Origin of the sequence: Haemophilus sp. HMSC066D02 (assembly GCF_001810545.1) — a bacterium.
Lineage (GTDB): Bacteria > Pseudomonadota > Gammaproteobacteria > Enterobacterales > Pasteurellaceae > Haemophilus_D.
This window is the reverse complement of record NZ_KV801805.1, coordinates 180897-202316: the sequence shown is the minus strand read 5'-3', so window position 1 is coordinate 202316 and position 21420 is coordinate 180897. Positions and strand designations below refer to the sequence as shown.

19 protein-coding genes and 1 riboswitch are annotated in these 21420 nt (G+C 39.8%); of the genes, 6 read left to right on the top strand and 13 right to left on the bottom strand.

Translation table 11 applies throughout. From position 1 onward, the window contains the following. Window positions 1-51: 51 nt before the first annotated feature. Genes HMPREF2750_RS03625 through serB form a run of 3 tightly spaced genes read right to left on the bottom strand, consistent with a single transcriptional unit; the run spans window position 52 to window position 1989 of the window. A complete protein-coding gene (locus tag HMPREF2750_RS03625; RefSeq protein WP_261660618.1) occupies window positions 52-528 on the bottom strand; it encodes a hypothetical protein in 477 nt (158 codons plus the stop codon). A 4-nt stretch (window positions 529-532) separates the two neighbouring features. Then, window positions 533-1024: a YajQ family cyclic di-GMP-binding protein gene (locus HMPREF2750_RS03620; RefSeq protein ID WP_005695407.1), complete on the bottom strand. Its 492-nt coding sequence runs from the start codon at window positions 1022-1024 to the stop codon at window positions 533-535. A gap of 20 nt (window positions 1025-1044) precedes the next feature. Continuing rightward, window positions 1045-1989, bottom strand: a complete 945-nt coding sequence (serB, locus tag HMPREF2750_RS03615) for a phosphoserine phosphatase (RefSeq protein ID WP_070582595.1) — start codon at window positions 1987-1989, stop codon at window positions 1045-1047. 68 nt (window positions 1990-2057) lie between these two features. Between serB and HMPREF2750_RS03610 the strand changes: the two genes are divergently transcribed. The 4 genes from HMPREF2750_RS03610 (at window position 2058) to hpf (ending at window position 7267) form a co-directional block, all read left to right on the top strand. After that, entirely contained in the window at window positions 2058-2735 is a 678-nt protein-coding gene (locus HMPREF2750_RS03610) for a YtjB family periplasmic protein (protein ID WP_148129973.1), read from the top strand. A gap of 85 nt (window positions 2736-2820) precedes the next feature. Beyond that, the gene (gene tkt, locus HMPREF2750_RS03605; RefSeq protein WP_070582594.1) at window positions 2821-4818 is read left to right on the top strand and encodes a transketolase; all 1998 of its coding nucleotides are present in this window, start codon (window positions 2821-2823) and stop codon (window positions 4816-4818) included. A 303-nt stretch (window positions 4819-5121) separates the two neighbouring features. Further along, window positions 5122-5243, top strand: a riboswitch (glycine riboswitch). An 88-nt stretch (window positions 5244-5331) separates the two neighbouring features. Then, on the top strand, window positions 5332-6702 hold the full coding sequence (locus HMPREF2750_RS03600) for an alanine/glycine:cation symporter family protein (protein WP_070582593.1): 1371 nt from the start codon (window positions 5332-5334) through the stop codon (window positions 6700-6702). Window positions 6703-6943: 241 nt separating this feature from the next. Then, a complete protein-coding gene (gene hpf, locus HMPREF2750_RS03595) occupies window positions 6944-7267 on the top strand; it encodes a ribosome hibernation-promoting factor, HPF/YfiA family (RefSeq protein WP_005695412.1) in 324 nt (107 codons plus the stop codon). A gap of 65 nt (window positions 7268-7332) precedes the next feature. Here the strand turns inward: hpf and HMPREF2750_RS03590 are convergent, their stop codons facing one another. Next, a complete protein-coding gene (locus HMPREF2750_RS03590; protein WP_070582592.1) occupies window positions 7333-9633 on the bottom strand; it encodes a TonB-dependent hemoglobin/transferrin/lactoferrin family receptor in 2301 nt (766 codons plus the stop codon). Between the two features lie 157 nt (window positions 9634-9790). On the opposite strand from HMPREF2750_RS03590, the gene HMPREF2750_RS03585 reads away from it, so the two are divergent. Next, window positions 9791-10759, top strand: coding sequence for a transferrin-binding protein-like solute binding protein (locus tag HMPREF2750_RS03585; protein ID WP_070582591.1), 969 nt, complete (start codon window positions 9791-9793; stop codon window positions 10757-10759). Between the two features lie 47 nt (window positions 10760-10806). Here the strand turns inward: HMPREF2750_RS03585 and HMPREF2750_RS10035 are convergent, their stop codons facing one another. The 5 genes from HMPREF2750_RS10035 to pnp all read right to left on the bottom strand — a co-directional run bounded on the left by HMPREF2750_RS10035 (window position 10807) and on the right by pnp (window position 17554). Next, on the bottom strand, window positions 10807-10950 hold the full coding sequence (locus HMPREF2750_RS10035; RefSeq protein WP_005697833.1) for a hypothetical protein: 144 nt from the start codon (window positions 10948-10950) through the stop codon (window positions 10807-10809). 55 nt (window positions 10951-11005) lie between these two features. Beyond that, complete coding sequence (gene mltF, locus HMPREF2750_RS03580; RefSeq protein WP_070582590.1) at window positions 11006-12400, bottom strand: membrane-bound lytic murein transglycosylase MltF; 1395 nt, start codon at window positions 12398-12400, stop codon at window positions 11006-11008. Window positions 12401-12495: 95 nt separating this feature from the next. Continuing rightward, window positions 12496-14334: a DEAD/DEAH box helicase gene (locus HMPREF2750_RS03575; RefSeq protein ID WP_070582589.1), complete on the bottom strand. Its 1839-nt coding sequence runs from the start codon at window positions 14332-14334 to the stop codon at window positions 12496-12498. Between the two features lie 75 nt (window positions 14335-14409). After that, window positions 14410-15351, bottom strand: coding sequence for a lipoprotein NlpI (nlpI, locus tag HMPREF2750_RS03570; RefSeq protein ID WP_070582588.1), 942 nt, complete (start codon window positions 15349-15351; stop codon window positions 14410-14412). Between the two features lie 64 nt (window positions 15352-15415). Beyond that, the gene (gene pnp, locus HMPREF2750_RS03565; RefSeq protein ID WP_049367217.1) at window positions 15416-17554 is read right to left on the bottom strand and encodes a polyribonucleotide nucleotidyltransferase; all 2139 of its coding nucleotides are present in this window, start codon (window positions 17552-17554) and stop codon (window positions 15416-15418) included. A gap of 242 nt (window positions 17555-17796) precedes the next feature. Here pnp and nanQ point away from each other — a divergent pair, with 242 nt between their 5' ends. After that, window positions 17797-18264: an N-acetylneuraminate anomerase gene (gene nanQ / locus HMPREF2750_RS03560; RefSeq protein ID WP_070582587.1), complete on the top strand. Its 468-nt coding sequence runs from the start codon at window positions 17797-17799 to the stop codon at window positions 18262-18264. Between the two features lie 67 nt (window positions 18265-18331). On the opposite strand, the gene HMPREF2750_RS03555 is transcribed toward nanQ, so the two are convergent. From HMPREF2750_RS03555 to HMPREF2750_RS03540, 4 genes are all read right to left on the bottom strand, one after another. Continuing rightward, window positions 18332-18553: a sulfurtransferase TusA family protein gene (locus tag HMPREF2750_RS03555; protein WP_005631077.1), complete on the bottom strand. Its 222-nt coding sequence runs from the start codon at window positions 18551-18553 to the stop codon at window positions 18332-18334. Between the two features lie 9 nt (window positions 18554-18562). Further along, the gene (locus HMPREF2750_RS03550) at window positions 18563-19606 is read right to left on the bottom strand and encodes a YeeE/YedE family protein (protein ID WP_070582586.1); all 1044 of its coding nucleotides are present in this window, start codon (window positions 19604-19606) and stop codon (window positions 18563-18565) included. Window positions 19607-19772: 166 nt separating this feature from the next. Further along, window positions 19773-21077 (bottom strand): L-cysteine desulfidase family protein, encoded by a 1305-nt coding sequence (locus tag HMPREF2750_RS03545; RefSeq protein WP_070582585.1) that lies wholly within the window; start codon window positions 21075-21077, stop codon window positions 19773-19775. Window positions 21078-21094: 17 nt separating this feature from the next. Further along, window positions 21095-21409, bottom strand: coding sequence for a cupin domain-containing protein (locus tag HMPREF2750_RS03540; protein WP_070582584.1), 315 nt, complete (start codon window positions 21407-21409; stop codon window positions 21095-21097). Window positions 21410-21420 lie beyond the last annotated feature (11 nt).

Here is a 21420-nt window from a genome sequence, read left to right as displayed (position 1 = left end):
CAAATAAAAGAGCGGTCAAAAAATATTGTGCTTTTTGACCGCTCTTTAGTTTTATTGTGGAAGTGGATCCATTAATTCAAGGATTTTATCGGTAGGCTCTTTTATATCGAAACTCGATCCCATTAATAATGAAAAAGTCTCGTCATTTCGTTTGCAAGCAGCATGAGAAATTAGCTTACCTTTCTTATTACGCAAATTGATAGTAACTTGACTGATGCTCGTCTTATCTACTGCTCTTTCTTTTATTATCGTCCACAACTGATTATTTTCTGTTGGTGGAAGGAAAAGCGTCGCTTCTGTGGCATAAGCTTGTAAGTAAGCATTATCTATCGTTTGATCAGCCACATTCACATCGTTTTTCATGTAAGTGAATGTTTTAAGATTATTTAGCGCGACCCAAAGTTTTTCCCCTTTGGTGCTTTCACATTTTACAACATCAATGACGCTATCACCGAGATTCATGGCATTCTCATTTGCGAACGAACATAGTGGAATGGCAGCCCAAAATACCCACAGATATTTATTCATTAAATTAATCTCTAAAGTTATTAAATTGGAATGGTTGGCCTAATTCAGCGCCTTTCACCAATTGAATAACAGCTTGTAAATCATCACGAGATTTTCCGGTTACGCGTACTTGTTCACCTTGAATTTGAGTTTGAACTTTGATTTTTGAATCTTTCACTAATTTAGTGATTTTCTTCGCCATCTCCGTTTCAATCCCTTGTTTTAATTTGATTTCTTTAGTGTAAAGTTTACCGTGGTGTTCACTTTCTGTTGGAATATCCAATGAGCTATGCTCAATGCCACGTTTTACAAACGCACCAATCAAGATTTCAATTAATTGTTCTAATTGGAAATCAGATTCTGTGGTCACTTTCACTGTTTCGCTTTTTTCATTTAATTCAATGACGGCTTCCACACCACGGAAATCATAACGTGTACTTAATACGCGGTTTGCATTTTCAACCGCATTACGCACTTCGTGCATAGTAATTTCAGATACGATGTCAAAAGATGGCATAAATTTTCTCCCAAAATGAATTAAATTCGATCATTTGCACTTAAAAGACATAAAAGTGCGGTTAAGTCAGCAAAGTTTACCACAATTTGTGCTTGTTGTTGCACCTTCGGTTTGGCATGGAATGCCACGCCTAATCCGGCGACCTTCATCATCGCCAAATCATTAGCGCCATCACCAATAGCAAGGATATTTTTGCGTGGAATGTTGTATTCTTCAGCGAGTTTTTCCAAGGTATTCGCTTTGTATTGTGCATCGACCACGCTACCTTTTACATTGCCAGTCAGCGTGCCATCAATAATTTCAAATTGATTAGACGCCGCAAAATCGAGGTTTAATAAACTTTTTAAATAATCGGCGAAATAGGTAAAACCACCAGAAGCAATGGCAGTTTTCCAACCATGTTGTTGTAATGTCTTAATGGTTTCAATTAAGCCCGGCATTAACGGTAATTTTTCACGTACCTGTTGCAAAATATTTTCTGGTGCGCCTTTAAGTGTTCCCACACGGCGACGCAAACTTTGTTCAAAATCGAGCTCGCCACGCATGGCACTTTCAGTAATGGCAGAAACTAATTCACCTGTGCCGGCCAGTTTGGCGATTTCATCAATGCATTCAATTTGAATCGCCGTAGAATCCATATCCATCACCAATAAACCTTTTTCTGATAATTTTGCATCAAAATCCAGTTTGGCGATGTCTAATTGCAGGTCGTGAGCATGGGCAATAAAATCGGCGAGCCATTTGCCTTTTAAAAGGACAACGGTATTTTTTTCAACGTTCCATGCATCAAAACACAGGAAAGATTGACCGCACTTTTGTTGGAATTCGAGTAATTTGGCTAAATTCAGCGTTGTGCCGTATAAAATAAACGCATGAGTTTCATCGGGATGAGGCAAATCAAACGAAAGTGCGGTGGGAAATTGGGGATATTTTTGGGTAATGCTTGCAAGGTTTTGAATTTGCATAGAAAATCCTGTAAATTGTGAATACTCATCTATTCTAGCCGATCTTGGCGAAAAAATGGAAAAACAACGTGCAATTAATTAAAGAAAAACTTCAAAAATCACTGATGTTTGGGCTCATCGTGCTGCTTTGTATTGCGGCCATGGCGGTGATTTTGTTTGGCGTGAAACAATTTAAGATTGGTTCACAGCTTTCAAGTGTGAATCAAGTAGCGAATTTATCGCATACTTTGGTTCGTCAGCAAGCCAATTTATTTTCAGTTTTATTAACCAATAATGCGAAATCCGATCAGCTCGTTGAAAATTTAGATAATTTAGTCAAAGAAGACTTTGTGCTCGATGCGACCATTTATGATTATAACGGCAAAGAATTGGCACAAAGTACCAATACCGGTAATCTTCGTGAGCAACTTGGTCTTGAGCATAAAAATGAAGGTGAGTTTTCAACACAACAAATTGTTGAGCCTATTTATTCAGCTTCTAATAACGCTGTTCGTGGCTTTTTGCGCGTGACCTTTGACGCCCAATATGCGCAAACGACGCAGAGCAAAATCAATCAAGTTTTTCACCGCTTATATGGTGAAATTGTCGTGGTCTTTTTATTAGGCGCATTATTCGCCAGTTCCATTCATTATTTTTTAAGTCATTATCGTCGAACATATCGAAAACCAGTGGAAACTAAAACGGTGGTCAATTTACAAGGTAAATCAAGTAGCCAGCGTTTCCATCAACGTCGTCGAAGAATTTGATCAAGTTAAATAAAATTGCAAATATTGGTTAAGCCAATCAGTAAATAGGGTAAAATACTGAGAATTATTTAGATAGGAGAAAAACATGGCAACTCGTAGACAACTCGCCAACGCAATTCGTGCGCTATCAATGGATGCAGTACAAAAAGCAAAATCAGGCCACCCAGGTGCACCAATGGGAATGGCGGATATCGCTGAAGTATTATGGCGCGATTTCTTAAAACACAACCCAAACAATCCTAAATGGGCCGATCGCGACCGTTTTGTACTTTCTAATGGCCACGGTTCAATGTTGATTTATAGCTTATTACATTTAACAGGCTATGATCTTTCTATCGAAGATTTAAAACAATTCCGTCAATTACATTCTAAAACCCCAGGACACCCAGAATATGGTTATGCACCAGGTGTTGAAACTACAACAGGTCCGTTAGGCCAAGGTATTACCAATGCCGTGGGTATGGCGATTGCTGAGAAAACATTAGCAGGTCAATTTAACCGTGAAGGCCATGAAATTGTTGATCACCACACTTATGTGTTCTTAGGCGATGGCTGTTTAATGGAAGGGATTTCTCACGAAGCTTGCTCTTTAGCGGGCACATTAGGCCTTGGTAAATTAATCGCATTCTACGATGACAACAATATTTCGATTGATGGTCATGTTGATGGTTGGTTCAGTGATGATACGGCAGAACGTTTTGAAGCTTATGGCTGGCAAGTAATCCGTAATGTAGATGGTCACGATGCAGAACAAATTCGTGCCGCAACCATTCTTGCTCAAGCAGAAAAAGAAAAACCAACATTAATTATTTGTAAAACCATCATCGGTTTTGGTTCACCAAATAAATCAGGCTCTCATGATTGCCACGGTGCACCATTAGGTGATGAGGAAATCGCATTAACCCGTAAAGCACTTGGCTGGGAATATGGTCCATTTGAAATTCCGGCTGAGTACTATGCAGAATGGTCTGCAAAAGAAAAAGGCGCAGCAGCAGAAAAATCTTGGGAAGAAAAATTTGCCGCTTATGCAAAAGCATACCCTGAACTTGCCGCAGAATTTACACGTCGTGTAAACGGTGAATTACCAGCAAATTGGGCGGCAGAATCTAAAGCGTTCATTGAAAAATTACAAGCGAATCCTGCAAGCATTGCGAGCCGTAAAGCATCACAAAATGCAATTGAAGCTTATGCACATGTATTACCTGAGTTCTTAGGTGGCTCTGCAGACTTAGCAAGCTCTAACTTAACGTTATGGAGTGGGTCTAAACCAATTCGTGCACACGAAAACGTAGGTGGTAACTATATTAACTATGGTGTACGTGAGTTCGGTATGTCAGCGATTATGAATGGTATTGCTTTACACGGCGGTTTCATTCCTTACGGTGCAACCTTCTTAATGTTCTACGAATATGCTCACAATGCGGTGCGTATGGCGGCATTAATGAAACAACGTGCTTTATTCGTTTATACTCATGACTCGATCGGTTTAGGCGAAGATGGTCCAACTCACCAACCAGTGGAACAAACCACATCATTACGCTTAATTCCAAATCTTGAAACATGGCGTCCATGTGACCAAGTAGAATCAGCCATCGCATGGCAACAAGCGGTTGAGCGTCAAGATGGCCCAAGTTCGTTGATCTTTACCCGTCAAAACTTAGCCCAAATGGACCGCACTTCTGCACAATTAGAGGCAGTTAAACGTGGTGCTTATGTGTTAAAAGACTGTGAGGGTACACCAGAGTTAATCTTCATTGCGACAGGTTCTGAAGTGGAATTGGCAGTGAAAGCAGCAGATGTATTGACTGCTGAAGGTAAAAAAGTACGTGTCGTCTCTATGCCAAGTACTAACCGTTTCGACAAACAAGATGCAGCGTACCGTGAAAGTGTGTTACCTGCGGCCGTAACCAAACGTGTTGCGATTGAAGCAGGTATTGCAGACTTCTGGTATAAATACATTGGCTTTGAAGGTCGCGTAGTGGGCATGAATAGCTTCGGCGAATCAGCACCAGCAGATCAATTATTTAAACTCTTTGGTTTCACTGTGGATAACGTGGTGGCAAAAGCAAAAGAGATTTTATAATTATTAGAATTGGTAAGGGCAGGTAATTACCTGCCTTTCTTTTTTAAGAAAGTGCGGTCAAAAAATAAGAAAATTTTTGACTGCACTTTGTTTTTATCTGCTTTCACCTTGTTATCTAAGCCTTTTTTCGTCAATCCATTGAGTTAGCTTTTTAAGTTTGTTAAAATTTGCAGTACTTTTTGCAATAAGAATAAAACGTAAAAAGTGAGTTCGGAAGAAGGTAGCTGGAGAGTAGGGAATTGCCCCTACGCCGACGAGGTAAAATCTTTCAGGCGCAATCGCAAGATTGCAGGGACTGTTACTGGACGAACCCTTGGAGAGATCCATTGCATTTTATTGATGTAAATGGACGCCGAAGGCGCAAAAGAGTGGTCGATTTTTCGATTGTTTTCCAAACGCTCAGGCAAAAGGACAGGGGCAAAAGACAATCGGTATTATCAAAAATATTTCTATCGGGATTCTTCTTGTCTCCTTGTCGAGTTTATTTGTATTTTAAACGACGAGGAATCATCAATGTCATTACAGACAACCTTATCTGCTATTAGCAGCTTTGTATGGGGACCGCCCCTACTTATTCTATTGTCCGGAACCGGACTTTATCTCACCCTTCGTTTAGGTTTCTTGCAAATTCGTTATTTGCCTCGTGCATTGAGCTATTTATTTGCTCGTGGTGCGAATAAAGGCAAGGGGGATGTATCTTCTTTTGCCGCACTTTGTACGGCATTGGCGGCGACTATCGGAACAGGAAATATCGTGGGTGTAGCCACTGCGGTGCAAGCAGGTGGACCTGGCGCGATTTTTTGGATGTGGCTAGTTGCATTATTAGGCATGGCAACCAAATATGCCGAATGTTTGCTTGCAGTGAAATATCGTGTGCGAGATAAATACGGTTTTATGGCTGGTGGCCCGATGTACTATATCGAACGTGGTCTTGGAATTAAATGGCTAGCTAAATTATTTGCACTCTTTGGAGTATTGGTGGCCTTTTTCGGTATTGGTACCTTCCCTCAAATAAATGCAATTACGCATGCGATGCAAGACACATTCAATGTACCCGTTATTATTACGGCAACAGTGGTAACAGTGCTGGTCGCTATGATTATTCTTGGTGGAGTAAGACGTATTGCAACAGCTTCTTCAGTGATTGTGCCTTTTATGGCAATCGGCTATGTGGCGACCTCAATTATTATCTTAGTAGTCAATTACGATAAACTGCCCGCTGCGATCGCATTAATTATTCATAGTGCGTTTAACCCTCAAGCAGCTTTAGGCGGCGCAGTTGGCTTTACAGTAATGAAAGCCATTCAATCGGGTGTTGCTCGCGGTATTTTCTCAAATGAATCAGGTTTAGGAAGTGCGCCTATTGCAGCGGCAGCGGCACAAACCAAAGAGCCTGTTCGTCAAGGTTTAATTTCGATGACAGGGACATTTTTAGATACCATCATCGTATGTACGATGACGGGCTTAGTGCTTGTTATTACGGGAGCATGGAGTAACCCTGAGCTTTCAGGCGCAAGCGTGACTAACTATGCTTTTGCACAGGGCTTAGGCACATCAATTGGTGCAACCATTGTAACTGTTGGCTTATTATTCTTTGCTTTCACCACAATTTTAGGGTGGTGCTACTACGGTGAACGTTGTTTCCTTTATCTAGTTGGTATCCGTGGTATTAAAGTGTATCGCTTTGTGTTTATTGTTCTAGTTGGAGCGGGTTCATTCCTCACCTTAGATTTAATCTGGATCTTAGCGGATATTGTGAATGGTTTAATGGCCTTCCCGAACTTAGTTGCATTAATTGGTTTACGCAAAGAGATTATTTCAGAAACCAAAGATTACTTCGAACGTTTAAAAGCCACGCAACATGATCAAGATGAATTAGCCTAATTTATGTCGTAAAAAGAAAAGGGAAGCCTAGTGCTTCCCTTTGTTGTTTACAGCTTTACATCATAACAAGTTTACACGGAAATGAAATCACATTTTTTCAGAAATTAGATCCCGATCATATTTTTGAACATTTGTTTTTTTATTTGACTAAAAGCACTTGAAAAAGTAGTGCAAGGTCGATATGTTGTTATTAAAGATGAACTGAACCGAAGGGTTCATTTAACCAAAAGAGGTAAATGCTATGACACTCAATATCACAAGTAAACAAATGGAAATCACCCCTGCAATCCGTGAACATGTGGAGGGAAGACTTGCAAAATTAGAGAAATGGCACACTCAACTGATTAGCCCGCACTTTGTTTTAAGTAAAGTGCCAAACGGCTTTTCTGTAGAGGCTTCAATTGGAACTCCATTAGGTAATCTGTTAGCCACTGCAACGGCAGATGATATGTATAAAGCGATCAATGAAGTCGAAGAAAAATTAGAACGTCAATTAAATAAACTTCAGCATAAAGGCGAATCCCGCCGAGCAGATGAGCGTTTGAAAGATTCTTTTGAAAAATAAAGGATAATGAATAAATAAAAAGGGCGAACATGATGTTCGCCCTTTTTTACTAAGGATGTAATCAATTAAAAACGAATCTCAATAGATGCTGCAAAATTACGTCCTGGCGCATAAAAACGCTCTAAACCTTTTCCTTCTTTATCAACTGAATCAGTCGTACTTATTTTGTTAATACCACGTAGGGTATCCCAAGTGTGATATTTGCGATTAAATAAGTTATAAAGCCCTGCGCGTAGCGTAATATTTTGATTGATTTTATAGAAACCATACAGATCAAATAGCACAGCAGAATTATTAAGATAAGGGTAAGTTTTTACTTCTCTAACAAAGTTGGTTGAGTATTGTACTATTTGGGCATCTTTTGCTTTTTTCGCGCCAAGATAGCTAGCTTTGACGTTAACTCCCCAGCGATCATTTGGATCTTCATAGCCAATTCCTAAAATCACTTTAATAGGTTGAATGGAGAGTAAGCTTGCTTCAGTGCCATTAAGTTTCCCTTTGGCATAACCGAGATTTGCTGTAAATTTCCAACCTTGAGGAATAGCTGAAATAATCTGATCTAAATTAACTTTACTCGTGAATTCTACACCAGTAATACGAGCTCGGTCGATGTTAACTGCTTTCTGAGCGATTGTTGTGTAATAAGCTTGTTGACCATAACTTGCACTATAGGCATTGTAATATGGGTTACGTTTTTTATAAGTTGATTCTTGCTCAGTTAAGAAGTTTTTATATCGAGTATGATAAAACGTTAATCCAAATGAGCCTAACTGGTGGTCAGCTTGAATATAAATAGATTGATTTAGTGCTTGTTCTGCTTTTAAATCAGGGTTTGGTATCCAGTTACCGGCAGGATGTTCGAAAGAGAAATACATTTCTGAAGCAGTTGGAATACGGAAACCAGTAGAAATGTTATAGCCTATTTTCCAAATATCATTAAGCTGAGCATCTAATCCAAATGAGCCACTTAAACTTTGGAAGGTATTTGATGCAGGTTTACTGCTGCAAGCTCTACAAAAAGCTTTTAAATCTTGTGGCACTAATTCATCCCAATCATAACGAATTCCTAATTGACTTGAAAAGATATCATTCCATATCACATTGTCTTGTAATTGAGCAAAGAATGAACGGGTTCTGACAGGGTGTTGAATTGATTCACTATCTTTTGCACTGCTGCCGTCAGTATTTATATTTGGATATTCATGCTCATTACGATTATCAAAATCTTTTTGTGAAATACCGGTTCTTAGTGTAAATTGATGGCTACCAAATTTGGTTTCCCATGGCATGAGATCGGCTCGCAGAGAGGCTCTCATAAAGCGACTATTCATGCTGGTATCCTGAATTTCGATTAAATCTTTTCCTGAATATGCAGTAAAATCAGCATTATAGCGATATCCACCTTTGTAGTTTTCTGAACCAATATTTGTTTTTTGAAAATCTAATTCAGTTTTTAGGTAACTTAACCATCGACTATTTTCTGGAAAATATTCGTAGGCAATATTGGCATTATAGCGTTTACTTATATCATTGGATTCACGCCAGAGCCCTGCAAGCTGGTACGATTTTTCATCAACAAAGTTATTTGCTTTTTGAGCATTAAATGATGCACTTACACGTTGTGTCTGCGTAATAAAATAGCCAATTTTAGCTAAGTAGCTATGGTTTTTATGATGTGATGGATCAGGAATACCGCGAGCGTTACCTACGATATCTTGACCTTTTCCACGGCTTTTCATTTCATATCCATGGCGATAGGAATAGAGTAAGGTTGCATCAAATTTGTCATCTTTATAAGCTACCCCTAAAGTGTGTGTCCATTCGCTATTTTTGCTGGCATACCCATTTTTAAGCAATATACCCCATTTTTTATTTGGCAGAATGATATCATCAGCACCTAAGGTTCGATAGTTAACGGAACCGCCTATCGCACCACTACCTGAATTGAAAGAATCTGCTCCTCGCATAATATCAATACCTTGTACTAATTCTGGATCGATACTTAGACGGGAGCTATTAAAATTACCGTAACGTGCATATAGTGAATTTTCTTCTGATTCGGGTAAATTGACGCCATCAACACTGATACCAACACGATTTCCTTCAACACCACGCATTGCAAAACCTTTGTTACGACGGCCATTATCACTAATGCCAACATCAGTAGCATAACGAACTAAGTCATAGTTATCTGAAATCAGTTCTTCTTGAATTGCTTTACGCGTTTTTTTTATTTGATTTACTTTGACCTCAGAAGCATTGGCATTAACAGTAATTGTATCTAACGTAGTTTGTTCTTCTGCATAAGCGTGCACAGCAAAAGTGACACAAAGTGCACCTAAAGAAAGTGGAAATTTATGAATCATATTTTTACCTGAAATGTTATTTTGATTTAGTAGAATCCGGAGCAAAGTTTACAAAATTTAAATAAATCTTACAATGGTATTGAAAATTATTTTTATTTCATTTAAATTGTATGGAGTCATCATTTAGTCTAAAAAACAAGATAATAAGGATCCTTTTATGAACAAAATTAAACTTTCCATTATTGCACTTTCCTGCTTTATGGCATTAGGTGCTTGTTCTTCTAGCTCAAAAGGTGGCTCAGATAATTCTGAGCAGATTCGTCAAGCCGAGGTTGAACTAAATCAAAGAATCGCTGAAGCAAATAAGAAAGCGGACGCTGCTGTGAAAAAAGCTGAAGCTGCAATAAAAACGGCAAAAAATAATAGCGAACAAACAGAAGCAGAAAAAAAAGCCGCTGAAGAAAGATTGAAACAACTTGAAAATTTACAAGCTGATGAAAAAGCACGTATTCCACTAAGTGATAAGATCTTTGGCGGAGTTAGTGGGGAGATGAAAGATGTCATTTCCGGTGGGGTTTTAACTGGAGAAGAAAATGAGGCAAGCCGTCCATTAGCTCGTGATGTGCGAGATCTTACGATAATTGATGAATCAGGTAAATTAGTTGATATTAATATCTTGAGAAGAGCTGGAGATATTGATCCATGGACTTATGAAGAATATGACGATTTATATAATCTTCGAAAAGAAGGGCAAACTATCTTAAGTAATAGTAATTTACAATCAAGTGCATTTGGTACCTATGTTGATAAATTAACAGGTAATCAATATTTTTATGCGCAAGGTTTACCAACAGCAGTGACACAAATTCCTACAACAGGATTAGCAGAGTATAAAGGTGGAGCTGTATATAAAAAGGATGGTAACCAAAATTATAGTGAGATAAGTGAAATGAAAGCTACGGCTGATTTTGCTAATAAAGTCATTGACATTAATATTACGGAAAAAGCTAATGCCGTACCAGGTATGAATTTTGGTGGTAAAATTACAGGTAATAGCTTTGCTGGTGAAGTAAATGGTATTAAAACCCAAGGTGGTTTCTTTGGTGAAAATGCACAAGAAATGACAGGCTTATTTACGAATGAAGCAGATCAGTCTCGGGGTGCATTCGGTGGTATTAAGCAATAATATCTAATAACAAATAATAAAAGGGCGAACATGATGTTCGCCCTTTTTTAGATATCTTGAATCACTAATTGTAATGCATGACGTTGGAATTGTTTTGCTTTACGGTGTTTTAAGCGTCTTAAACGCAAGTTGCGCGAGGCAGAGATATCTCTTGATGCTTTTTTCTTTAAAAAAGTTTTTCTTTTTAACATCTTTTTCTCCTTGTTTTCTTTGAGTTCAATAAAACGTTGCTTTTTCTGACCGCACTTACTCTGTTGCAGTCGCTTGGTTTTCTTGAACGCGATGATAATTCACAATGCTATTCATGTAACGTCGAATATTTTCGACATATTGGTAGGCTTCATAGCCGCGAGCGTAGCCATATTTTAAGTTTGAATAATGGCGCTTTTCCGATAATAGTTGAAGATTATTTTTTACATCTAACCAGTTATCTGGGTTACCACCTAATTTTTTTGTTAAGCGACGTGCGTCTAAAATATGCCCTAATCCCATATTATATGCTGCTAAAGAATACCAAATTCGATCTTCTTCTGGAATACTATCAGGCATCTGGTCGAGTAGCCAATGCAAATATTCCGATCCCGCTTTTATACTTTGTTCGGCATCTGTGCGATTATTAATATTCATCCTCACAGCCGTATCTTTGGTGAGCATCATCATTCCGCGTACACCCGTTGGAGAGGTGGCATAAGGGTCCCAATGGGATTCTTGATAGGCCACAGCGGCTAATAATCGCCAGTCTAAATTCCCTTTATATTTTTCAAAGAGCGGTTGATATTGAGGGAGAATTTTTTCAACTGCCTCTAGATAAGCCTGAGTATCTACATAATCAAAGGCAGTAATATGGCGGAAATATTTTTCTTCAATACGATCAATTAATCCCGTTTCAATGGCATTATTCATAAAATCCAACAAGCCTGCTTGTAACTCATTATAGGATTTATTAGAAAGATACCAATGCACGGTCATTTCATCCGTTAGGTCAAATGCAATTGCTAAGTTAGGGCGAATTTGTTGTGCAGCCGCCACATCAATACTATTTGCAATGGTATAAGGAATTTTGCCTTCCGCCACTTGAATTAATAATTCCTCTTGGGTTAACTGTTTGTTATTCTGCCATTTAAGTGCAGGAAGTTTTTTCTGCGCGAGGGATAATAATTTTTCTAAGTCTTCCCCCGCAGAAATAATAATTTCTTGCTGGACTTGCGCTAAATCTTTCGGACGATTTTCACCTTTTTTATACACAAGCTGCCAAGAGGCAGAAGTATAAGATGGCCCTAACTGAAATTTTTCTGCACGTTGAGGCTGGAACAAAAGATTCGCAGCGGCGATATCAATATTATTGTTCTCCAATTCATTAAAAAGTTGATCGTTATTTTCTAAGGTTTTAATTTGTAAGCGAACCCCTAAATAATCAGCAAAGTTTTTTGCTAATTCGTATTCCAAGCCTGATTCGCCTTCATTCCCAATAAAATAGTAAATGGGATTGTTAATGGTGCCGACTATCAGGCTGCCACGATTTTTGATCGTGGTGTAAGGGTTTTGCTCCGATTGCATAATTTTTTGCCAAGGGAAGACCATATCAATTGCCCAAAGTAATAATGCAAAAGCCGCAATAATACGTAAAAATAGACCTTTCAATAGATAAACCTTATAAATTGAGATAAGAGACGATTGTAACGAGAATTAAGACAATAAAAAAGCCCCTTTTACTTCAAGGGGCTGTTAAATAAGGATTAACGTTGGCGATCTCGGCGACCACGTTCATCAAAAGTGCGGTCATTTTTATCGTTAAATTTACGTTGACGACGTTCGCCATTACGTTCACCACGGAAACGATCTTGGACTCGGTCTCCACGTTCATTACGGCGACCTTTTCCACCAAAGTCATTACCACCACGTCTATTGTCTGACTGTGCTGCGCCCATAAAGCTCATTTGCATTTGTTTATTTAAAACGCGAGTTTTACCGAATTGTTGGAGCAATTCTTTTGGCATACCTTGTGGTAATTCAACAGTAGAGTAGTCATCATAAAGTTTGATATGGCCAATATAACGGCTGTTAATATCACCTTCATTTGCGATAGCACCTACGATATGACGCACTTCTACACCATCTGCACGACCTACTTCGATACGATATAAATCCATCGGTTGTGGGGTGCCATAGCCTTTACGCTCACCACGACGTTCAGCTGAACGTGGATTTTCACGACGATCACCGCGATCATTACGGTCACGACGGCGTTTATCCATTGGTGGATCTGGTGGAAGAATCAGTTTTTGTTTTCCTTGAAGCAACATCAACATCGCTGCGGCAATATCTTCTTGATCCTGATCTGCCGTGAATAAATCTTCTAATAAGCTACGATACATTTCGAGATCGTGATGTTCCAATTGTTTGGTAATCTTGTCTTGGAATTTTTTACGACGACAGGCTTGCAACACTTCATGATTTGGTAATTCAACTTCATTGATTGGTTTTTTCATTAAGTGTTCGATATTACGAAGTAAACGGCGTTCACGTGGTTCAACGAATAACAATGCACGACCAGAGCGACCTGCACGACCAGTACGGCCGATACGGTGAACGTACGACTCTGCATCAAGTGGGATGTCATAGTTCACTACAAGACTGATTCGTTCAATATCGATACCACGCGCAGCAACATCAGTTGCAACGACGATATCAAGGCTACCATTACGTAAGCGATCTAAGGTTTGCTCACGTAATTGTTGAGTCATATCACCGTTTAATGCTGCAGCACGGAAACCGTGTTTTTCTAATAATTCAGTCACATCAAGCGTGCCTGTTTTAGTGCGGGTAAAAATGATGGCTGCATCAAACTCTTCCACTTCTAAGAAACGTAATAATGCATCATTTTTACGGAAACCTTGAACATACCAACAATTTTGTTCAATATCTGGCGCGTTATCGTTATTTACTTTGATTTTCACTTCTTGCGGATTTTTCATGAAGCGTTTTGTGATGCGACGAATTGGCTCAGGCATGGTTGCAGAGAAAAGTGCAGTTTGGTGCTCTTCCGGTAATTCAGCCATAACGGTTTCTACATCATCAATAAAGCCCATACGAAGCATTTCATCTGCTTCATCAAGTACGATTGCTTTTAATTCAGATAGATTTAATGTGTTACGACGGATGTGATCCAAAATACGGCCTGGTGTACCCACAACAACTTGTGCACCTTGTTTTAATGCTCGTAATTGAATGTCATAGCGTTGACCACCATAAAGGGTCACGATGTTGATGCCTTTTGCATATTTCATGAAGTGTTCACAAGCATCAGCAACTTGAATTGCAAGTTCACGGGTTGGTGCCATTACCAATAATTGTGGGTGTTTTGCGGCAGGATCAATTTTTGCCAAAATAGGTAAAGAGAATGCGGCAGTTTTACCACTACCGGTTTGTGCCATACCAAGTACATCTCTGCCCTCTAGAAGAGCAGGAATACAAGCTTGTTGGATTGGCGAAGGTGTTTCAAAACCAAGGTCAGAAACGGCTTTTAGAATGAATTCAGGCAAGCCTAAATCATTAAAAGTGATTTTGTCTGTCATTAAAATACTCGAATGTAAGTAAGGAAAGCTCAATTTCGCTTTCAGGTTTATTTGTTACAAAAGAAAGAAGCAAGTCTAAAAAACAGCAGTTTTTGTGACCGCACTTTTTTCTTCTTTTTCGTCGTCAGTTTGAGCCGGTTTCAATTTCATCAGCTCTAACACGGCAAAACGATACTCAACAAAGTTATATACCTGATTCGCAATAGCGAGTTTGAATAAAGCCGCAGCTTCATCAATTTGCCCCAAATTGAGTTTTTGTTTTGCTAGATAAAAGTAGGTTTCGGTTAATATTTCTGCATATTGTTGTGAGTTTTCTGCAAATTTGGTTGCCCGTTCTTGCAAGTCACTCACAGAAATATTACCTAAATAGTATTGAACGATATTTGTTCCCCAGAAGTCCTTAGATAGCCCTTTAGCTCGTTCAACAAGGTTGGCATGGGCTTCTTGTGGTTTTAATTTTTGTTCGTTCAAATAGAGCCAGAGTACGCGATAGGGATCTTTGGTATCGGCTTCGTAAAACTTTATCAAATCGTCTTCAGCAAGATTATAGCGTTCGACGTAATAAAAATTTAAACCACGATTAAGGTGGGTATAGTCATAACTTGGATCCAATTCAAACACCGCATTAAAGGTTTCTAATGCACTGTCGTAATCTTCTTCAAGCAGTAAGTAAAGCCCTAAGTAATTATAAACGGAAGCCATCTTTGGCTGTAACGCAAGGGCTTGTGTAAAATCATAACGTGCGAGGCCCCATAAACCGAGGGAATCATATAAAACGCCACGTTCAAAGTGAAGCGTCGCTCGTTCTTCATTACTCATTTTACCAACTAATAAAACTTGCCCGATTCGGGTAATCATCACTTCTTGTTCGAAGTGCGTATTCGGCGTTTGATCCGCTAGCACGACTTTATTGGGTGCAACAAATACGTTTCCCGATTGCACACAACCGGAAATAAATAAAATCACACTTAGGCTAGACAACGAAACTAGAAAACGGAATAACCGAAAATACTGCATTGTTTTATAAGTTAGTTTGATAATCAAAACGGGTGTGTAAATCGAATTCACACACCCTGTGAGATTATTCTTGTTCTTCTGAAATGTCTTCTGCAGGTGCAGATTCTGCTTCAGTTTCTTGTTTTGGTGCAAGATCTTTCATGGTTAAGCGGATACGACCTTGACGATCGATTTCAACCACTTTCACAGTCACTTCTTGACCAACTTGAAGATAATCACTCACTTTCTCTACGCGTTCTTCTGCGATTTGAGAAATATGAACTAAACCTTCTTTATTTCCAACGATAGCGACGAATGCACCGAAGTCAGCAAGACGAGTCACTTTACCTTTGTAAATTGCGCCCGCTTCAACTTCAGCAACGATTTCTTCAATACGTGCCATCACATTTTTCGCTGCACTGCTATCTACTGCGGCGATTTTCACTGTACCATCATCATCGATATCGATAGACGTACCGGTTTCTTCAGTTAATGCACGGATAGTTGCACCACCTTTACCGATAACATCTTTGATTTTCTTCGGATCAATTTTCATGGTGTGAATACGCGGCGCGTAGTCAGAAATATCTGCACGTGGTGCAGGGATTGCTTGTTCCATTACGCCAAGAATGTGCATACGAGCACCTTTTGCTTGGTTTAATGCAATTTGCATAATTTCAGGGGTGATACCTTCAATTTTGATGTCCATTTGAAGTGCGGTGACACCTTCACGTGTACCAGCCACTTTAAAGTCCATATCACCTAAGTGGTCTTCATCACCTAAGATATCTGAAAGAACCACAAATTTTTCTTCTTCTTTCACTAAGCCCATTGCGATACCTGCAACAGCGGCTTTGATTGGAACACCCGCATCCATTAATGCTAAAGATGCACCACATACAGATGCCATAGAAGAAGAACCATTGGATTCAGTAATTTCAGATACAACACGCACTACATACGGGAATTCTGCAAGGCTAGGCATAACAGCCGCTACACCGCGTTTTGCTAAACGACCATGACCGATTTCACGACGTTTTGGCGAGCCGATCATACCGGTTTCACCTACAGAGTATGGAGGGAAGTTGTAGTGGAATAAGAAGTGATCTTGACGTTCACCTGTTAATTCATCAATGATTTGTGCATCACGTTCAGTACCTAACGTTGCAACAGCTAATGCTTGCGTTTCACCACGAGTGAAAATTGCAGAACCGTGTGTACGTGGTAATACACCAGTGCAAATGTCTAATGCACGAACGGTATCAACGGTACGACCATCAATACGTGGTTCACCTGCAATGATACGGCCACGAACGATTTGGCTTTCAAGTGCGGTGAAAATATCCACGATTTTACCTTCGCTGATCTCTTCATCTTCTGCTGTAATTTGTGCAATCACATCCGCTTTAATCGCATCGATCTGTTCGTAACGTGCTTGTTTTTCAGTAATGCGGTATGCATCGCCTAAACGCGCTTCAGCAATCGCTTTTACTTTGTTGATTAAATCTGTGTTTGGTTGTGGCGCAACCCAATCCCAACGTGGTTTACCCGCTTCTTTTGCAAATTCTTTGATTGCTTCGATTACAACTTGTTGTTGTTGATGACCGAATACTACCGCCGCTAACATTTGTTCTTCAGTTAAAATGTCAGCTTCAGATTCAACCATTAATACGGCTTTGTCAGTACCTGCAACCACTAAGTCCAAACGGCTTTGCTTTTGTTCAGCCATAGTTGGGTTTAATACGAATTGGTTGTCGATAAAACCAACACGCGCTGCACCGATAGGACCGTTGAAAGGTACACCTGATAAGGTTAATGCTGCAGAAGCACCGATCATTGCCACTAAGTCAGGGCTGATTTGCGGGTTTACAGAAACCACAGTTGCCACAACTTGGATTTCGTTGAAGAAACCTTCTGGGAATAATGGACGAATTGGACGGTCGATTAAACGAGCAATTAAGGTTTCGCCTTCAGATGGACGACCTTCACGTTTGAAGAAACCACCAGGGATTTTACCCGCCGCATAAGTACGCTCTTGGTAGTTTACGGTTAATGGGAAGAAGTCTTGACCTTCTTTCACATCTTTTTTAGCCACAACAGTCACGAATACCGTGGTATCGTCCATGCTTGCCATAACCGCAGCAGTTGCTTGACGTGCAATTGCGCCAGTTTCTAGAGTAACGGTATGTTGACCGTATTTAAATTGTTTAACAATTGGATTCACAATGTTTTCCTTCAAAATAATATTTAAAACAAAGCTTTATTTTCCAGATTGCGACTAGCAAAAGAAATCTTTCGAAAAAATGACCGCACTTTTGGCGTTTAAAAATCTCTTTTGATAGCCGCACGCTAATGCAGAAAATAAAGCTCGCTTATTATACAGAGTTTTAAATTTATTGGTAACTTTATTTAATATAAGCAACTTGTTATCATATTCTCATACAAATACATACGTAAGGAGACACTATGATTATCAGTGCATTAAATAACCCAAATTTCAAAGTGGGTTTACCAAAAGTTATCGCGGACATTTGCGATCATCTCAATACTTTAGATCTTGAAGCATTAGAAAATGGCCGTCATGATTTAAGCGAGCAAGTCTATATGAATGTCATGGAATTTGATACGGTTGAAGCGGATAGCAAACAAGCTGAACTTCACCACAAGTATCTAGATATTCAATTACTTATTTGTGGCGAAGAAAATGTTGAAGTAAGCGCGACTTATCCAAATCTCAGCTTATACGATGAATATCGTGATGCCGATGACTACCAACTTACCCCACAAATTGAAGATAAAAGCACGGTAACACTTTTACCGAAAATGTTCGCTGTCTTTTTCCCTTATGAGCCACATAAGCCGGGTTGCACCGTAAACGGCAAATCAAGTTTTGTGAAAAAACTGGTGGTGAAAGTACCGGTAGAATTGATTTAATTATTTCGATTCATTAAAGCAAAAGTGCGGTCAGAAATTTATATATTTTTCTGACCGCACTTTTTTATTATTTAATCACCGTAATTGACCATTTCGCATCATCAATTTGCTCGAAGTTTGTGACTTCATAACCTTCTTCAGCCGCCCAAGCGGGGATAGCTTCAGTGGCTTGTGTACAGTCGAATTCAATTTCTAAGCCATCGCCTTTATTCAGCTTTGCCATGGCTTCCTTAGCTTCAACGAGAGGAAATGGGCAAACAAGGCCAAGTGTAGGTAATTTAACGATCATATAAACTCCTTATGATGCTTTTGCTAATTTTAAACGTTGTGGACGGATAATGGTGAAGTAGGCGGCCACCCAAGTGCCGAAAATCATCAATGGCAATGAGACCCAGCCTTGCCAAGAGAAAAAGGCGGTTTCGACTAAACCGTTACCGATAGAGCAGCCACCCGCAAGGGTTGCACCAATGCCCATGAGAATACCGCCGAGTCCGCTGCGTAGAATCGTGGTGGCATCCGGTACGCGGACACGAAATTCATTGCTTGCTTTCGCTCCGATGAATGATCCAATAAAAATCCCTAAAACTAAGAATACGCCCCAGTTAATAAATTTACCGTCGCCAGTAACGAGGAATTGCATGATATTGGCTGAGGGACCAGTGATCCCAAGTCCAAACTCACGACCTGTAGTGACACTGAGTGGCCAAGCGGCAAGTGCGATTAATCCGATTAATACGGCAGAGAAAAATGGGTGCCAGCGTTTTTCAAATAATAAGTGAGCAAGTCCCGTTTTCTTCGGTTTTAATGCCGCGACTTTTACGCTTGGTTTACTGAGATGTTTGTACACATAGAAAGCTGTCACTAAAGTTAATAATGCGACTAACCACCAAGGTGAGATACCGAATGTATCGTAAATGTTGCGTTGTTCGATATTGATACTGCGTAAAGTTTTATTGAGTTCACCTAATGGGCCAGTACGCATGATGGCACTTAATAACATATAAGTGAATAATGCGACCCAACTGCCGACTAAGCCTTCCGCAGCACGGTACCATGTACCTGTCGCACAACCGCCAGCAAGAACAATGCCGATACCAAACACAAAGGCACCGATAATCACCGCTAAAAAGGCAAAATTTTCAGCTGGATCAACATTTAATACACCGATTTCTTTTAAGAGAAAGAAACCGATGGATTGCACGGTAATCGCCAATAGAAGGGCTACAAACATTTTGTTATTTTTGGTGACATACATATCGCGAAATGCGCCAGTAATACAAAAGCGCCCACGCTGCATCACAAATCCGAGTAAAATTCCGCAAAGTAATCCGGTTAAAAGCATAAATATTCCTTCTCTTTTAGAACTAAGTAGGTTGGTATTTTCTAAAAAAATAAGAAGGTGACGCCAATAACTTTTGGCTAGAAAATATGTTTTTTTGATATAAAAAAAGTGCGGTCAGAAATTTGTGTGTTTTTCTGACCGCACTTTATCGTAAGTTATCACGATATTAAGGACAGGGTTTACTCACCATAATTTCAATCACTTGGCGATCAATATGATGCATACTCTTAGACGCAATTGAGCATAGATTGTCGATAGTACGATCGAGATCGTGTTCAACAATGCCTTCATTACCCGTAACATGGGTTTCATCCATGGCCATGAGTACCGATTTATAGCCAGAAGCCACGCTGGTGGACACTTTCATGGCACAGCTATTGGATGCGCCATCGCAGATGATTCCGCTAATATCACCAATCATGCTGCAAATCCCCATGCTCACGGTTTCAAATTTACCTGTAAGCAAATAGGCGATACCTGCACAGCTTCCCATAGAGGCAGTTGTTACCGCACAAAGGGCAGAAAGTTTGGGTAATTTACTGTGGATATAAATGGCCATTAGGTGTGATAAGAAGAGGGCACGGAGACGTTTTTCTTCACTCACGTTTAAATAATCGGCGACCACAACCACGGGCATAGTGGCGGCAATACCTTGGTTGCCAGAGCCTGAATTACTCATTGCTGGTAATGTAGCTCCACCCATACGCGCATCGGAGGCTGCAGTGGTTTCGATCATGATTTTGCTGAGTAAATCATCTGACATTAAGCCACTACCAACTTGTTTGCGTAACGTTCTGCCAATGTGTAAGCCGTAATTTTCGCGTAATCCTTCGTTAGACAGCGCTCGGTTGAGTTCGGCAGCCTGTCCGATAAAGCGGATTTTATCGAGCTCAACTTCACAAGAAAATTCAAAGATTTCACGTGCGCTCACCTGTTTGAAAATATCATAAGGATCGCAATCAGTGCATTCATCGTGTTCTTTCTCAAAAACAACTTCGCCATTTTTTTCAATTAAAATGATGTTTGTGTGTTGATCTTGAATGGCTACTTTTACTCGGTCAGTATCCGCAAACAACACGGCTTCCGAATATAAAATATGATCGGTTTGATGAATATCCACATTCACGAGCTTTTTATCAAGCATCGCTTTGGCTTGTGAAACTTGCTCTGGCGTGATGTGTTTTAATACTTCTAATTCACCCTCAGGGTCACCGCCTAAAGCACCAATCGCGGCTGCGATTGGCAAGCCCACCATGCCCGTTCCTGGTACTGCAACGCCCAATCCATTTTTCATTAAGTTTGGTGACACCTTGGCTTCAATACGTTCCGGTGTTTTGCCTAAATATTTAGCCGCTGTTGCTGCGGCAAGCGCCAAAGAGATAGGTTCAGTACAGCCAAGCGCGGGAACAACATCACGTTCCACAAGGTGAAGTAATGATTTTTCGATTTTGTTGAGTCTTTCTTGGTTCATAAAATTCTTTTAATTTATTAAATACTGTCTTCTTTCTCTATGACTAATATGCGCGCTTCGCCTTGTGGATGAGCAACATGTTCGGTACCGATACCCGCATAAAAAATATCACCTGTATGGAGCAATACGGTTTTCTCTTGGTCGTCTTCTTTGTAGCGCATTTCCACCGTACCATCCATGACAGCAAAGACTTCTTCACCGTCATTGATATGCCATTTGTAAGGTTTATCTGTCCAGTGAAGACGCACGGAGATGCCATTCATATTGGTAATATCAAGGGCTCCCCAAGCGCGTTCAGCCGTAAAGAGGTGACTTCTAATAACTTTATTCATGACTAAATTTG

What these genes read in the sequence shown, in the direction of transcription:
- HMPREF2750_RS03625 (WP_261660618.1), bottom strand. Translation starts at nt 528, where the DNA reads ATGAATAAATATCTGTGGGTATTTTGGGCTGCCATTCCACTATGTTCG.
- HMPREF2750_RS03620 (WP_005695407.1), bottom strand. Translation starts at nt 1,024, where the DNA reads ATGCCATCTTTTGACATCGTATCTGAAATTACTATGCACGAAGTGCGT.
- serB (WP_070582595.1), bottom strand. Translation starts at nt 1,989, where the DNA reads ATGCAAATTCAAAACCTTGCAAGCATTACCCAAAAATATCCCCAATTT.
- tkt (WP_070582594.1), top strand. Translation starts at nt 2,821, where the DNA reads ATGGCAACTCGTAGACAACTCGCCAACGCAATTCGTGCGCTATCAATG.
- HMPREF2750_RS03600 (WP_070582593.1), top strand. Translation starts at nt 5,332, where the DNA reads ATGTCATTACAGACAACCTTATCTGCTATTAGCAGCTTTGTATGGGGA.
- hpf (WP_005695412.1), top strand. Translation starts at nt 6,944, where the DNA reads ATGACACTCAATATCACAAGTAAACAAATGGAAATCACCCCTGCAATC.
- HMPREF2750_RS03590 (WP_070582592.1), bottom strand. Translation starts at nt 9,633, where the DNA reads ATGATTCATAAATTTCCACTTTCTTTAGGTGCACTTTGTGTCACTTTT.
- HMPREF2750_RS03585 (WP_070582591.1), top strand. Translation starts at nt 9,791, where the DNA reads ATGAACAAAATTAAACTTTCCATTATTGCACTTTCCTGCTTTATGGCA.
- HMPREF2750_RS10035 (WP_005697833.1), bottom strand. Translation starts at nt 10,950, where the DNA reads ATGTTAAAAAGAAAAACTTTTTTAAAGAAAAAAGCATCAAGAGATATC.
- HMPREF2750_RS03575 (WP_070582589.1), bottom strand. Translation starts at nt 14,334, where the DNA reads ATGACAGACAAAATCACTTTTAATGATTTAGGCTTGCCTGAATTCATT.
- nlpI (WP_070582588.1), bottom strand. Translation starts at nt 15,351, where the DNA reads ATGCAGTATTTTCGGTTATTCCGTTTTCTAGTTTCGTTGTCTAGCCTA.
- nanQ (WP_070582587.1), top strand. Translation starts at nt 17,797, where the DNA reads ATGATTATCAGTGCATTAAATAACCCAAATTTCAAAGTGGGTTTACCA.
- HMPREF2750_RS03555 (WP_005631077.1), bottom strand. Translation starts at nt 18,553, where the DNA reads ATGATCGTTAAATTACCTACACTTGGCCTTGTTTGCCCATTTCCTCTC.
- HMPREF2750_RS03550 (WP_070582586.1), bottom strand. Translation starts at nt 19,606, where the DNA reads ATGCTTTTAACCGGATTACTTTGCGGAATTTTACTCGGATTTGTGATG.
- HMPREF2750_RS03545 (WP_070582585.1), bottom strand. Translation starts at nt 21,077, where the DNA reads ATGAACCAAGAAAGACTCAACAAAATCGAAAAATCATTACTTCACCTT.
- HMPREF2750_RS03540 (WP_070582584.1), bottom strand. Translation starts at nt 21,409, where the DNA reads ATGAATAAAGTTATTAGAAGTCACCTCTTTACGGCTGAACGCGCTTGG.